The 15,363-nt window shown below is 35.0% G+C and carries 12 protein-coding genes and 2 tRNA genes; 9 read left to right on the top strand and 5 right to left on the bottom strand.

Annotation, left to right across the window (positions count from 1 at the left end):
• Nucleotides 1-102 precede the first annotated feature (102 nt).
• The 9 genes from ACJAT0_RS04995 to ACJAT0_RS04955 all read left to right on the top strand — a co-directional run bounded on the left by ACJAT0_RS04995 (nt 103) and on the right by ACJAT0_RS04955 (nt 7,294).
• A tRNA-Lys gene (locus tag ACJAT0_RS04995) sits at nt 103-175 on the top strand.
• 46 nt (nt 176-221) lie between these two features.
• Nucleotides 222-304: transfer RNA gene (locus ACJAT0_RS04990), tRNA-Leu, on the top strand.
• Nucleotides 305-431: 127 nt separating this feature from the next.
• Entirely contained in the window at nt 432-1,349 is a 918-nt protein-coding gene (locus ACJAT0_RS04985) for a MerR family transcriptional regulator (protein ID WP_415180763.1), read from the top strand.
• Nucleotides 1,346-2,806: a phytoene desaturase family protein gene (locus ACJAT0_RS04980; protein WP_415180762.1), complete on the top strand. Its 1,461-nt coding sequence runs from the start codon at nt 1,346-1,348 to the stop codon at nt 2,804-2,806. Before ACJAT0_RS04985 ends, ACJAT0_RS04980 begins: the two co-directional genes overlap by 4 nt.
• The gene (locus tag ACJAT0_RS04975) at nt 2,806-3,645 is read left to right on the top strand and encodes a phytoene/squalene synthase family protein (protein ID WP_415180761.1); all 840 of its coding nucleotides are present in this window, start codon (nt 2,806-2,808) and stop codon (nt 3,643-3,645) included. The genes ACJAT0_RS04980 and ACJAT0_RS04975 overlap by 1 nt, the downstream gene beginning before the upstream one ends.
• A gap of 3 nt (nt 3,646-3,648) precedes the next feature.
• Entirely contained in the window at nt 3,649-4,095 is a 447-nt protein-coding gene (locus ACJAT0_RS04970) for a beta-carotene hydroxylase (RefSeq protein WP_415180760.1), read from the top strand.
• A 3-nt stretch (nt 4,096-4,098) separates the two neighbouring features.
• Nucleotides 4,099-5,565 carry a 1-hydroxycarotenoid 3,4-desaturase CrtD gene (gene crtD, locus ACJAT0_RS04965; protein ID WP_415180759.1) on the top strand — a complete coding sequence of 489 codons (1,467 nt, stop codon included), beginning with the start codon at nt 4,099-4,101 and terminating at the stop codon, nt 5,563-5,565.
• Complete coding sequence (locus ACJAT0_RS04960) at nt 5,562-6,182, top strand: carotenoid biosynthesis protein (protein WP_374003460.1); 621 nt, start codon at nt 5,562-5,564, stop codon at nt 6,180-6,182. Before crtD ends, ACJAT0_RS04960 begins: the two co-directional genes overlap by 4 nt.
• Nucleotides 6,161-7,294, top strand: a complete 1,134-nt coding sequence (locus ACJAT0_RS04955; protein WP_415180758.1) for a lycopene cyclase family protein — start codon at nt 6,161-6,163, stop codon at nt 7,292-7,294. The genes ACJAT0_RS04960 and ACJAT0_RS04955 overlap by 22 nt, the downstream gene beginning before the upstream one ends.
• A gap of 807 nt (nt 7,295-8,101) precedes the next feature.
• On the opposite strand, the gene ACJAT0_RS04950 is transcribed toward ACJAT0_RS04955, so the two are convergent.
• The 5 genes from ACJAT0_RS04950 to ACJAT0_RS04930 form a co-directional block, all read right to left on the bottom strand.
• Entirely contained in the window at nt 8,102-8,812 is a 711-nt protein-coding gene (locus ACJAT0_RS04950; RefSeq protein ID WP_415180757.1) for a DUF3291 domain-containing protein, read from the bottom strand.
• A 739-nt stretch (nt 8,813-9,551) separates the two neighbouring features.
• A complete protein-coding gene (locus ACJAT0_RS04945) occupies nt 9,552-11,819 on the bottom strand; it encodes an aconitate hydratase (protein ID WP_374003457.1) in 2,268 nt (755 codons plus the stop codon).
• Between the two features lie 315 nt (nt 11,820-12,134).
• A complete protein-coding gene (locus ACJAT0_RS04940) occupies nt 12,135-12,833 on the bottom strand; it encodes a hypothetical protein (protein ID WP_415180756.1) in 699 nt (232 codons plus the stop codon).
• Nucleotides 12,834-12,835: 2 nt separating this feature from the next.
• On the bottom strand, nt 12,836-14,659 hold the full coding sequence (locus ACJAT0_RS04935; protein WP_415180755.1) for a hypothetical protein: 1,824 nt from the start codon (nt 14,657-14,659) through the stop codon (nt 12,836-12,838).
• A 488-nt stretch (nt 14,660-15,147) separates the two neighbouring features.
• Nucleotides 15,148-15,363: AAA family ATPase (locus ACJAT0_RS04930; protein ID WP_415180754.1), on the bottom strand; the 216-nt coding region annotated here is incomplete at its 5' end.

Genomic DNA, 15,363 nt, shown 5'->3' with positions numbered 1-15,363 from the left:
CTATTTTCATTTTACCTTAAAATATTAATTCTGAAAATTAATCTAAAAAAAGTAGGTTGTATTAAATAATAGGAAGTATATTTGCAGCCGCTAAGGCAAAACGATCTGATAGCTCAGTTGGTAGAGCATCTCCCTTTTAAGGAGAGGGTCCTGGGTTCGAGCCCCAGTCAGATCACTTCAATTAACAAAAAAGTCCTTAATGATAAGGACTTTTTTTATTTACCTGGGTGCTGAAATTGGTAGACAGGCACGGTTGAGGGCCGTGTGTACTTTGTACGTGTGGGTTCAAGTCCCATTCCAGGTACTTCTCAAATCAGACTTTACAGTCTGATTTTTTAGTGTTAACGCAAAATCTTCTTTAGTTAATATAATATCAAATCTGAAAATTTATAGATAATTTGTTTAATTTTACAAAGAATTAATTAAACAAAGTGATTTTGGTCAAAAGTAAGTTTAGTATTAAGGATCTTGAAAATCTCAGCGGTATCAAATCACATACTATAAGGATCTGGGAAAAAAGATATAATTTATTAGAACCCAATAGGACAGATACAAATATAAGAACTTACGACTTAGACTCCTTACGCAAAATACTCAATGTTAGTTACTTAAAGAATGCCGGCATAAAAATATCAACGATAGCAAGTTTAACGACAGAAGATATAGAGACCCAAGTGCGCAGTCTGGCGGTCAGAAATAACAAAAATGATCATGCAATTCAAGAATTAAAGCTCTCAATGATGAATTTTGATCAATTCATGTTTCAGCGAGTTTATGATTCAGTAATTAAAGAAATAGGCTTTTCAGGTGTATTCTATGACTTATTTATTCCCTTTTTAGAAGAACTAGGGTTCTTATGGCAGTCAAAAACAATTAACATAGCCCATGAACATTTTATAAGTCATTTGATAAAACAAAAAGTTTTAGTGAATCTGGAAAGAGTACAGAACCAAAAAATTAAAGAAAATGAGAATCTTTACATTTTATTTTTACCTGAAAATGAAGTGCATGATCTAGGATTGCTATTTCTTAATTATGAATTATTAAAGAAAGGTTGTAAAACCGTTTATTTAGGGGCCAGCATGATATTAGAGGCCTTGCCTTATTTTAAAAATAAAGGAATATCACCCATTTACATTACTTACATAACGGTACAGCCCACGGAAAAAGAAACTCCGTCTTTTTTAAAGAAATTTAACCGTAAAGTCGCTCAAAAAGATAATGTAGAATTATGGTTGCTAGGTCATTTAGCACAAAAAATAAAGACAAAAGATCTTTCTGACAACCATACAGTTTTCAGAGGAATTTCAGAACTTATGAATAAAATACCTCAATTAGTAGAAGCATGAATAAAGTAGCAGTAATCGGATCTGGATTTTCCTCTTTAGCGGCATCTTGTTACCTAGCCCAGGCAGGATACGAGGTAACCGTATATGAAAAAAATGATACCGTAGGTGGAAGAGCTAGGAGATTGACTAAAAATGGATTCACCTTTGATATAGGTCCTTCTTGGTACTGGATGCCTGATATTTTTGAAAGATTTTTTGCAGACTTTAATAAAAAACCACAAGATTATTACCAACTTGATAAGCTCAACCCTGCTTACTCAGTAGTCTTTGAAGATGATAAAATCGTCATACCTGACAATTTAGAAGATATCAAAGAGACCTTTGAAAAGGTAGAGAAAGGCAGTTCTAAGCCTTTGGAACAATTCATGTCTAAAGCTGAAGAGAATTACGAAATTGCTATTAAAAATCTCGTTTACAGACCTGGAGAATCTCCTTTAGAGTTGATCACTCCTCAAACTGCAAAGAAAGTAGGCGCTTTTATTGGCAATGTCTCTAAGGATGTTAGAAAGAAATTCTCGAATCCTAAATTAGTGAGTATTCTTGAATTTCCTGTTTTATTTTTAGGAGCAACACCACAAAAAACGCCTAGTTTTTATAATTTTATGAATTATGCAGATTTCGGTTTAGGGACCTGGCATCCAAAAGGTGGCATGTATGAAGTGGTTCTAGCCATTAAAAAGCTTGCAGAAGAATTAGGTGTGGTCATCAAAACAAATAGCCCTGTAGAAGAAATTCTTGTAGATGATAAAGGACGTGCCGAAGGTTTATTATGTCAAGGCCAGAAGTTTATCTACCCAACTATATTATCTGGAGCAGATTACCATCACTCTGAAACTCTACTACCAGAGAAGTACAGACAATACTCTGAATCCTATTGGGAAAAGAAAACCTTTGCCCCTAGTTCTCTTATTTTTTATGTAGGATTTGATAAAAAATTAAAGAATATAGATCATCACAATCTGTTTTTTGATACGGACTTCACGAAACATGCAAATGAAATATATGAGGACCCTAAATGGCCCGAAGAACCTTTGTTTTATGCTAACTTCACCTCACTGACAGATCCTTCTACAGCACCAGCTGGTTGTGAAAACGGTTTTTTCCTTATTCCATTGGCACCAGATTTAGAAGACACCCCAGAACTGAGAGAAAAGTACTTTGATAAAATCATTAAAAGATTTGAGCTGAGAACAGATCAAAATGTGACCGACCATATTATATTGAAAGAATCATTTTGTGTTAACGACTTTATATCAGAATACAATAGCTATAAAGGGAATGCTTATGGTATGGCAAATACTATATTACAAACTGCATTTCTCAGACCTAATTTAAGAAGTCGTAAAGTGAAAAATCTTTATTTTACAGGTCAGTTAACAGTACCTGGACCAGGAGTACCTCCAGCACTAATTTCCGGAAAGCTAGCCGCTGAACTTATTAAAAAACACGACCACTAATGAAAAGCTTATTTGATAAAGTCTCTAGAGAATGTAGCAAAGCTGTAACCCATAATTACAGCACTTCTTTCTCACTTGCCAGTAGAATGCTTGGTCCGCATATTAGACAAGACATTCATAATATCTATGGATTCGTAAGATTTGCAGACGAAATAGTAGATACATTTCATGACTATGATAAACGCACCCTGCTAAATCGATTTGAAAAGGATCTAAAAAATGCGATAGATGAAAAGATAAGTTTAAATCCTATTTTAAATTCCTTTCAGGAAACTGTCAACAAGTATGACATTACTCCAGACATGTATGAAGCTTTTATTCACAGTATGAGGCTAGACTTAGACAAATCTATTTATCTGACAGACCAGGAGTATAAAAATTATATCTACGGAAGCGCAGATGTAGTAGGACTGATGTCTTTGAAAGTGTTTGTAAAAGGGAATATAGAACAGTATAACGACCTTAAAGAAGATGCCATGCGCCTCGGTAGTGCTTTTCAAAAAGTAAACTTTCTACGCGATTTAAAATCAGACCTTGATACGTTAGAAAGAAGCTACTTTCCCAACACAGACTTACATGATTTAAGCGAAGAAGATAAGGCTCGACTCATCAACGAAATTAAAGAAGATTTTAAAGCTGGTCTAAGGGGAATAAAACGTTTACCTATGGAAGCTAAATTAGGCGTTTATACCGCTTACACCTATTATTGTAGGTTGCTTACTAGATTGGAGCGCACGCCTTCTAAGGAAATAAGAAATACAAGAATACGAGTTCCTAATTATGAGAAGATTTTCTTATTATCGAAAGGATATGTAACATACAGACTCAACCTCATTTAACTTATGAATATCATACTATGGGTAGCGATTTTTATCGCAACATTTTCTATAATGGAATTTAATGCTTGGTGGATGCACAAATATGTGATGCATGGTTTTTTATGGAACATACATGAGGATCACCACCACAAGCAGCACAACAGCTGGTTTGAGAAAAATGATTTATTTTTTATCTTCTATGCCTTAATAAGCGCAGGACTTAAAGTAATGCACAGTCAGCTTGATTTATGGTGGGCTTTGCCTTTGAGTGCAGGTATTCTAGCCTACGGTATAGCTTATTTTGTAGTGCATGATATCTTTATTCATCAACGATTTAAATGGTTGCGCAAAGCAGATAATAAATATGCTAAAGGAGTGCGTCGCGCTCACAAAATGCACCACAAACACAGAGGTAAACAACACGGTGAAAACTATGGTATGCTAATTGTTCCTTTCAAGTATTTTAAATAAATTATGAAAACAGCAATCGTAATAGGAGCTGGCATAGGCGGACTTGCGACAGCTTTGAGGCTTAGGAAACAAGGATATCAAGTTCAGGTTTTTGAAAAGAACGGGTATGCTGGAGGCAAAATACATGCCATAGAGCAAAGCGGGTACCGGTTTGATTTAGGCCCTTCTCTTTTTACTTTGCCACAACTTGTTACTGACGTTATAGAGTTGTTTCCCAATCGTAAAGTTCCTTTTTCTTTTACTACAAAAAAAACTGCCTGCCATTATTTTTGGGAGGACGGTACTGTTTTTAAAGCAAGTACGAATACTTCTGAATTTATAGATACTGCTGCACAAACTTTTTCTGAAGATGCACATACCATTCAGTCGTATATGGATAATAGTGAAAAGAAATATAAGTTAACCAAGGGACTTTTTTTAGAAAAGTCACTGCATAAGGTAGAAACCTATTTATCAAGGGATACAATAAAAGCGTTGATAAACGCACCATTTTTAGGAGTTTCTAACACTTTAGATGAGGAAAACCAAGTGTTCCAGAATCCAAAACTGACCCAGCTTTTTAATAGATATGCGACTTACAATGGGTCATCACCTTATCAAACGCCAGGTATCATGAGTATGATACCTCATTTAGAGCTTGGCTTAGGAACTTATTATCCTCACGGTGGTATGCATCGTATTTCCCAATCCTTATACGAATTAGGAAAGGAAGTTGGAATTGAATTCCGCTTTAACGAAAGCGTTACCCAAATCAACCACCGCAACAAAAAAATCACGGGCATTACCACAAAAAGCTCCTCTTATGAGGCGGATCTCGTAGTTTCTAATATGGATATTTATCCTACTTATAGAAAGCTCCTACCAGACCTAAAAGCACCAGAAAAAACTCTAAATCAAGAACGTTCCAGCAGCGCACTTATTTTTTATTGGGGAATCGACCGAGAATTTCCAGAATTAGATCTTCATAACATCCTATTTTCAGAAGATTATAAATCAGAATTTGAGCACATTTTTAAACAGAAAAACTTGTCCAGCGATCCTACAGTTTATATCAACATAACTAGCAAAGAGTCCCCAGAAGATGCTCCTACCGGACATGAAAACTGGTTCGTGATGGTCAATGCGCCTGGAGATTATGGACAGAATTGGGATGAAATAATTCAAGAAGCTAAAAAGAATATTCTCCAGAAGATAAAAAAATGTCTTCAAGTGGATATATCCAGTTATATTAAAACGGAATATATCCTGACACCACAAGGGATTGAGAAAAATACCAGCTCGTATCGAGGAGCGCTTTATGGTGCAGCGAGTAATAATAAATTTGCGGCTTTTTTAAGACATCCTAACTTCAATAGCAAGATTAAAAACCTGTATCATGTAGGCGGTTCTGTGCATCCTGGTGGTGGAATTCCTTTGTGTCTACTTAGCGCACAAATCACAACAGACCTTATCTTAAAAGAGATGTCATGAAACTAGGCGCCCTAATTTTTTTATGGATCATTCATATTGCTGCCTTAATAGGAATAGCTTTAGGATATGAAGATTTCTTTCTTCCTAAGTCGCCATTTACCCTGTTATACTTGCTGTTTTTAATGATTTTCTTTTTTAAAATAGACTCTCAAAAAACAGTTCTATTATTTGCCGTATTTATGATCACAGGAATAGCAGTAGAATGGATAGGCGTCCATACGGGCAATCTTTTTGGTGATTACTATTACGGCAAGAATTTTGGCCCTAAAATAGATGGAATCCCGATTCTAATAGGTGTTAATTGGGCTATACTAACCTTTACTTCTCATGTAATAGCAAAGAAATTTCTCAACTCTCGCATAGGCATCATCGCTTTAGGAGCCTTTTTAATGGTGGGACTGGACTATTTTCTAGAACAAATATGCGATTTTTCAGGTTTCTGGCATTTTAATGGCGGCGCAGGGTGGTTTAATTACCTTTGTTGGTTCGTTGTGGCGGCGATTTTACATGCGATAGCACTCCAATTTAAACTCAAAGGCAGTAAACTTATTTCTTATCATCTTTACAGTGTTCAATTATTTTTTACAATAGGCTTATGGATCATCATTACGATATAGCAATTATAGGCATGGGATGCGCTGGTAGTCACGTTGCACTAGAATTACTGCGCCGTAAATCCAATTTAAAGATTGTTATTATTGATGATTTTAAGGCAAATTCGCTAGAAAAAACTTGGTCTTTTTGGGAAAAAGGAAAAGGCCGTTGGGATCATTTGATCTCCCATAGTTGGAATAAAGGCAGTTTTATCATGCCTGATAATTTTATAAACCTAGATCTCGAAAATTATGTCTATAAAACCATAGAGAGTCCTGATTTTATTGCCTTTGCACAAGCACAATTACAACAAACAAGCAACTATTTTTTAATTGAAGAAAAAGTAGAAAGAGTAACAGGAGACGAGATCAAAACTATACATTGTGAATCAACCCATCTCACCGCAAACCTTGTTCTGGACAGTCGGATCGATCCAGCATTTTATAGTGATAAAAAGGCGACTACTTTACTTCAACATTTTAAAGGCTGGGTGATTAATACGGAGAAATCTGTTTTCAATCCGAAGGACTTTGTGATGATGGATTACCGGTTAAGAGATGCTGGCACTACCTGTTTTACTTACGTTTTACCCTATTCTACTACAGAAGCTTTGGTAGAATTCACTTACTTTTCTAAGGACGTAGTAAGCGATGATACCTATGATAAATATCTTAAAGAATATATCAGTAATTTTCTAAAAATTAAAAATTACAGCATTTCTAAAACCGAGCAAGGTATTATACCTATGACTACGTATAGGTTTGAACAACACCATCAAAAAAAACTTTTTAAAATAGGAACCGCTGGTGGTTGGGTAAAACCGTCTACCGGTTATAGTTTTAAAATGAGTGAAAAGAAAGCCACTCAGTTGGTGGATAATATTCTTGCAAATCGAGAGCTTCATCACCATATGATTTCTAAGAAATTCCGGTTTTATGATGATATCATGCTAGACGTTTTGCACAGTGATAACAGTCGTGGTCCTCAAGTATTTCATACCCTATATAAAAAGAATAGTATTCAAAACATATTTAGCTTTCTGGATGAGGAGACTAGTTTTGGACAAGATGTAAGTATCATGCTTCCCATGACTTCAAAACCATTTCTAAGTGCCTTTTTTAAAAAACTATTTTAATTAGAGAACTGTAAATCGAACCATTCGTTTTTATTGAGACCGATACTATCTAAAGAAACCTTCCCATATAATACGCTGCTAAATAAGTAAATTTTGTACCCCTAACAATTTCATTTGCTTTATATAGATCGAGAATGTAGCATCTGAGAAGAAGATTTGTCAAAAGCTTTAAAGGTATCGATAAAGGCCATATCTCTACTCAAAAATTCCTTTTTTGACATTTAATATAACAGGCTGTTCTTATCGATAGGACTCACCATAGCCCAAATTGAAGAAAAAATAAGCATAATACTTTCTAATTCCAAGTTGTAAGATTCTCTAAGTTGCGAACTTTTTTTTTCTAAAGAAGACACTTAGATCTGCATTTACTTCTAACAATTCATTCCTCTATGAATGCAACACTATTATTATGAAGCCATCGATTTACCTATAAGGTGCAATAATGCTTATTTTACTATATTTTATTCTCGTAGTAGATTTATAAAAGCTGTCGGAAAGCGGTCCTGTTGTGCATGCAAAGAAAAGTAACCCTGGCATATACGCCGCTACTGCCATAATGTTTACGCCAAGTTCCAATAGTACGATACAGCCATAACATAACGTGTTAAAATATTAAACTTTGATGAAGAACTTCCATAGATTGAACTACATCTGTTGTACCGGACTATGGAGAAAATTGAGCTTATCAAAAACCGGAATATTGTTCTTAGTGATATTAAAAGAAACGTATATATTTAAGCCTCTGACTTCACTCCTAGACAAAATCATTAACTTCCTTCTCTTTATTATCTTTCAAGTTAAAACATATTAAATCATTAAGCCCTTTGGGATCTCAAACCCTTCCCATTCACCAGTGATTTTATAAGGCTGAAACCTCGTAAACATCTCTTCCTTATACCATTGCAATGCTTGAGTTTGTTGCACCGCATGGCGATGATTCTGACTGCGGTACGCAAACTTCTTTAAAGCTCGCGCATCATTCCAAAGACTAAAAGTTGCCATTTGAGTGATAGGTCGTTCTCCTACTCCAGCGGTAAAAAGCAGACTCGGATTATCCACAAGATCTTTTTGAGAAATAGGTACATAATCCCAGAATTTCTTAAGCATATTCAGCTTTATAGTTGCTCTAGTAATTACGGCAATCATCTCATTGCTGGCATCTAAATCGTCGCTCTCTTCAAACGGATTTTGCTTGGACCACTGCCCATGAGCTTTGATACTTTTAAGATAGAAAGTAAGTTGGTGAGTCGTATGATTTTGGTAACGCACATACAACTTTGAATGAGCAAAGAAGTCTTTTGCTGCATTTTCATTCTCCCATACTTGAAGCAAGCCATAAACACTCCAATCTGGTTTTGGATCAAAATTCTTTTTACCAGAACCCAAAAGTTTATAAAACTCTAATCCTTTTACTTTCTTCAAAGGACTGTGAGCAAACTGCATCATTCCAAAAGCCCACAGCTTTTCTGTTAGGTTGGGATATTTGAAAAATGTTAAGGTTGTTATTTGTTGAGACAATATAGGTATCTGATTATAAAGGTTAAAAGTAAAAAAAAATCATTTGTACTTGTGTTTTTCTTTAGCTGGGAACACCCTCCCAATACAATCACTAATTTAACTCTTACCCTAGAGAACAACGTTATAGAAATCTCAAAAAAAAATATAGAAAATTAAAATCGCGTTGGTACTGATCTTGTGGAGTATAATTTTAAATTGGTTGTGAAACTTAAAAGATAGAGGAACAATAACTGTAAATAGTGGAAGAGAAGACTTACTTTATTAGAAAGCTATCAGGAAAATTAAAAGCACCGAAAGATTATGACTTTGACTTCAGAAGGGAAGTTCAAGAAGAAGGAGAAAAACCTCATTGATACTTTTATAACTAAATAAAATAAATACCCTTGATCATCTCATATTTATAGATTCAAATACCTGGTCATGAACAAACTTCTTACTTATCTGCGATCGCCGTCTAAATACAAAGTAACCTCTAGCTTCTTTTTTTTTAGGCGTTTACTTTATGCTCAGCGGTGGAGAGAAATTAACGTATGAGCTGCGGTTTTTAGTGGCTATTGTTCCATTGATACTTTTTGGTATCTCCTATTATGTGAAGTACCAACGAGGTGAAAAAACTACTCCGTCTTAAAAGAAGTGTATGGACATCTCTCTTTAGCAAAAGCAAAACCACTACCTATAGAAAAAGCCTCTTGATAATCAAGAGGCTTTTTAAGTAAAGGAAAAGATCTTAAACGCTTTATTAAGCGGCGTTTTCTTCTTTTATTTTATTCAAGGCACTTCCTTTGTGGAACCAGCCGATTTGAGCAGCATTATAGGTATGGTTTGCTATAATCGTGTCCATAGAACCGTCTGCATGAGTAGCTTCGATAGTAAGTGGCTTATCTGGAGAGAAAGCGGCTAAATCTACAAAGTTGAAGGTATCATCTTCCTGGATCAAGTCATAGTCTGCCTCGTTTGCAAACGTAAGTCCCAACATTCCTTGTTTCTTCAAGTTCGTTTCATGAATACGCGCAAAAGATTTTACCAAAACAGCGATTACACCTAAGAAACGTGGCTCCATAGCAGCATGCTCTCTAGAAGAACCTTCCCCATAATTATGATCTCCTACAACAATAGAAGGGATCGCAGCAGCTTTATAAGCTCTGGCCGTTGCTGGCACAGCATCGTATTCCCCATCTATTTGACTTTTTACCAAGTTAGTTTGCTTGTTGTACGCATTTACTGCACCTATCAAACAGTTGTTAGAAATATTGTCTAAGTGACCTCTGTAACGCAACCAAGGTCCCGCCATAGATATATGGTCGGTGGTACATTTACCAAATGCTTTGATCAACAATTTTGCTTTAGAAACATCCGTACCTATAGGGGTAAATGGTTCTAATAATTGAATGCGTTCTGAATCTTCATCCACTTTAATTACCACACCGCTTCCATCTTCTTGTGGTGCGAGGTAACCGTCATCTTTTACCTCAAAACCTTTAGGAGGCAATTCCCATCCTGTAGGTTCATCTAACATTACTTCTTCTCCATCTTCATTGATCAATGTATCCGTGATAGGATTAAAATCCAATCTTCCTGCAATTGCTATGGCAGCTACCATCTCTGGGGAAGCCACAAAGGCATGTGTATTTGGGTTACCGTCGGCACGCTTAGCAAAGTTTCTGTTAAAGGAGTGAATAATCGAATTTTTAGGTGCATTTTTAGGATCGCTATAACGTGCCCACTGTCCAATACATGGTCCACAGGCATTGGTAAAAATTTTGGCATCTAATTGTTCAAAGATGCCTAAAATACCATCGCGCTCTGTTGTGTAACGAACCTTTTCAGAACCTGGGTTGATTCCAAATTCTGCTTTTGTTTTTAACTTTTTATCTATTGCTTGTTGAGCGATTGAACTCGCACGTGATAAATCTTCATAGGAAGAGTTGGTACAAGAACCTATCAGTCCCCATTCCACTTTAAGTGGCCATCCATTTGTAGTCGCCTTTTCGTTCATAGCGCCCAATTCTGTCGCAAGATCTGGAGTAAACGGTCCATTAATTTGTGGCATTAAGGTATCGAGATTGATCTCAATGACTTGATCAAAATACTGTTCTGGGTTTGCGTACACCTCAGCATCTCCTGTAAGATGCTCTCGTACTTCATTTGCCGCATCTGCAATATCAGCTCTTTCTGTAGCACGCAGGTAGCGCTCCATAGAATCGTCATAACCGAAAGTAGAAGTCGTTGCTCCTATCTCAGCACCCATGTTACAAATCGTTCCTTTTCCTGTACAAGAAAGATTCAAAGCTCCATCACCGAAGTATTCTACAATAGCTCCAGTACCGCCTTTTACGGTAAGGATTTCAGCCACTTTAAGAATCACATCTTTAGGCGCTGTCCATCCTGATAATTTACCCGTTAATTTCACACCTATAAGTTTAGGGAATTTTAATTCCCAAGCCATTCCTGCCATAACATCAACAGCATCTGCTCCACCTACACCTATAGCCACCATGCCTAGTCCACCAGCATTTACTGTGTGAGAATCTGTTCCTATCATCATTCCTCCTGGGAATGCATAATTTTCAAGAACCACCTGGTGAATGATACCAGCTCCTGGTTTCCAAAAACCAATACCGTATTTATCAGATACTGATTCTAAAAAGTTAAATACCTCGTTGGAAGTATTTAAAGCACTTTGAAGGTCCATAGACGCTCCATTTTTTGCTTGAATCAAATGATCACAGTGCACTGTAGTAGGAACGGCGACTTTTTCTTTTCCAGCTTGCATAAATTGTAGCAATGCCATTTGAGCCGTAGCATCTTGACATGCGATACGATCTGGAGCAAAATCTACATAGTCTTTCCCTCTATTAAATGGGGTACCAGGAGTTCCATCCCAAAGGTGAGAATACAAAATTTTCTCAGCAAGTGTTAGCGGTTTACCAGTAAGTTTTCGTGCTTTATCCACACGAGCTGGCAGCTCATCATACACCTTTTTAATCATATCAATATCAAAAGCCATATATATTATATTTAATTAATCATTTTTTTAAGGATTGCGAAGTTACGAAAATGCCACGTGAAATGAAAGTCTTACCGCGTTACCACAGTAGCTTGAGGATTCTCAAAATAATAAGCTGCTGGAACTCCCAAAATTATCGAATTAATAATTTTTCGAGATTTAAATTATCAGTTTCACAAAAACTATATCGATAGTAGTGTTTCCGCTTTCGCGAAAGCGTGATAGATATTATCAATAAGGTTATGTTTAATTGATTTTAAAAGAATTATTGGAGAAGATCTTAAGGTTTTTTTACACTGTTAAGCACTCCAAAATTTATAATGGGATAACAATTCCTACACCAGTTCTTAAACCACTCCATCCTGGCTTAACAAAATCTCCTTCATCATTTTCAAGTGTTAAATCTGGACTATCAGCGAGATTAAAATTACCCCCTAGCACATAATCATAGCCCAGATTGAAACGCAATTTAAATTTTGAAATAGGAATTTCGTAAATAGCTCTAATTCCTAAACCTAAATCGATGGATCGAAACTCTATCAAATCTGAAATCACGTAGGTGTTGAGTACGGAGTAGTTTTCTAAATCAAAAGTTGTGAAGTTTAAAAATCCTCTCGCACCAAAGAAAAATTTATTTTTACTTTCTTTGTTACTTAAATTAATTTGATACTCACCACCTATTGAAAAGGCCTTTAATAACTGAGTAATTCTTATAATCCCAGAAAAATCTGAATAAGAAATTTTACCCGCAGTAGTATTATAAGATGCAAAGAACTGCGTGTTGATACTATCTACTTGTAATCCTAATGTGTAACCAATGTTAGCACCATAATCATCATTAACTCTTAAATCTACCTCACTTAAATCATTTATAAATTCTTGTTGAAATTGCTTCAAGCTATTGTGTGAATATGTATTATAATTAACTTCAAATAATCCACTTAAATTATTCTGTGCATTTGATTTAGATAGCACAACAAAAACGATTATGGCAAATGCTAAATATGTTTTCATATTTAATTTGTGTATAAATCTGTGATAAGATATACACCACTAGGAGAAAAGATGCTACCATTAAAATATTTGTTCAGTGACAAAGTAGCTATGCTAAGTAGCTCATTATTGGCAACATCATATAAATGCGATCGATTTCCGCCAGAAAAATGATTGCTATTCATAAAAGGTTGTCCAGTCTCTGTAAAATTAACGCTCCTTACATCTCCTGAACCCCAGATATAATTTTGATTATTAGAATTTAAATCTAAATAATAGGCATCCCTAAACCAACCAAATACTACGGTGTTGTTTGCTGTGTTAAAAGCCATGTATGTTAAAGGTAATGCATCTCTATTATTTACTGAATCTCTCATAGTTCTCGAAAAATTGAAAGTTCCTGATTGCAACTCAAATAAGTCACCATTTACATAAAAATAAGAGGCATCATTTGCCATAAAAAAGTTAGTCATCTTAGTTGATCGATACTTCTCAATTCTAGTAATTTTATCATAAATAATAACTTCTCCACTAGAAAAATCATCATCCAATACTACATAATCTCCTTTTACGTATACGAGAGCATTTGCTTTATTTACGTTATAAGAAGTAGCTAATATGGTCTCTATTAAACTAAAACTAGATGTATCAAAAATCAATGATTTACCCTTTAAATTAATAGCTAATAAATTAGTAGATGGTAAGATATCGAGAGATTTAAAATCTGACTGTGATAATAAAGTTGCTAAATTCACATTGCGGTTAACAGTTAAACTTGAACGGTCAAGCTCTGTCATAGTTAACATACTGTTAGTTTGGCTTAAAACATAATAATTATCAACAGAATTAACATATATTAAATCTATGAAATCAGACACAGGTAGATTTTCTCCTAGCTTTAATTCAACAAATATATCACTGATAAATGATCCATTTCTGTAAAAATTCAGTCTCATCGGTACTGGCAACCCAAAAGTAAAAGGTCTATTAATATTAGTTGTCCCACCAGTAGGTATTAAATATTCTAAACCACTTACCCCTAAATGAGAATATTCAATCCCTATGCTATCAAAATTGCCATATAATGGATGCCCTGAATAGATTAAATCAAAATTATCATAAAGAATAGGTAGTTGCTCAAACTCCATTTGAGGAGTAATAAGTAATACGTAATCAGAAATTTTCTCTTCAAACGTATTTTTTACTTTAATTGCATATTCAGGATTGTAAAAAAATGTCTCTGAATCATGTATTTGCAAATCATTTACTTGCTGTTGTGATATCAACAACTCTTCTACTACACTACCATTCTTTTTAATTAATAGGAAAGCTTCATCAAAATTAGTGTCTGTAATGGGATTAAGGTTAATAAAAATAGAACCTTGAATTATATCTACAGAAGCTATTCCAAAAGAATCGGCAAGTGATTTATCTACCGTAAAAGAATATGTTACAGTTCCTGAAAACAATTCAGCTTGCAATGAATCTGCTAGACTACCTGAATTTGTTGGAAACTCAAAAGAAATAATTAATTCGTGATCACCATTTTCCAACCTATCTACATCTATAGCAAACTGTCCTAATCTACTAGAAGAATTGAAAACAACATCATCATCTATTTCTACTAAAACATCCCCCAAGGTCCCTCCTGATCCAGTGATACTGTAATTTACCAATCTAGATTCATTCAACACCTCGCCATTCGTAAACCCTAATAAGGAAATGTTTATATCAGGACTTGGTAATTCAACATCGTTGAAATAATCTTCGGAATAGGTATAAGAACAATGGGTAAAAAATAATGCGATGAAAAAGAAAAAGACAGTTTTAATAAAAGATTTGATCATGTTTCAAGCAAATAAAAGTCCGTTTTTGCTATAATAAGTGCTCGAATAGAACTTGTTAAAAAATTTCTAAATCACAACATAAAGATTAGTAGACTTTAAATAAAACTTAAAATTCTATTTTAAACTAGGATTCAACCCTTTTTATAATAACCTAAGTATCTTGTATTGGCTCAGTGAAAAGTGACAGTTCTGCTTTCGCGAAAGCGTGATTAGAAATATCTATAATGCAATTTTCTGTATCAACAAAAAACTAAACAACTTGATGCTTTGAATGAAACGATTACATACCTGATAAACACTTTCTGTCATTACAGAAAACAGGTGCTCGGAAATGGAGATTTAAAATACATTAAAAGGAGAATATAGTCTACACCACATTTATGTAAGATAAATTCAAATAATTTCCATAAACAACAAAAGTTCGATTCCTTCCAGTTTTGTCTGGAATCGATAACAGGTAGGTGAATACCAAAACTAAGGGTTCTTTTCTACAGCAGTTGATCGATAATACTCTCTTCGGTATGACCTTCGGCCTCAGCTTTGTAATTTTTTATAATTCTGTGTCTTAGAATCCCTATTGCAACGGCTTTTACATCCTCAATATCTGGACTGTATTTCCCGTTAACGGCTGCGTGCGTTTTTGCGGCTAAAATCAAATTCTGCGATGCTCGAGGACCTGCGCCCCAATCTAAATAATCTTTTAT

This window comes from Nonlabens sp. (assembly GCF_047636915.1).
Classification (GTDB): domain Bacteria; phylum Bacteroidota; class Bacteroidia; order Flavobacteriales; family Flavobacteriaceae; genus Nonlabens.
This window is presented reverse-complemented; position numbering and strand designations above follow the sequence as displayed.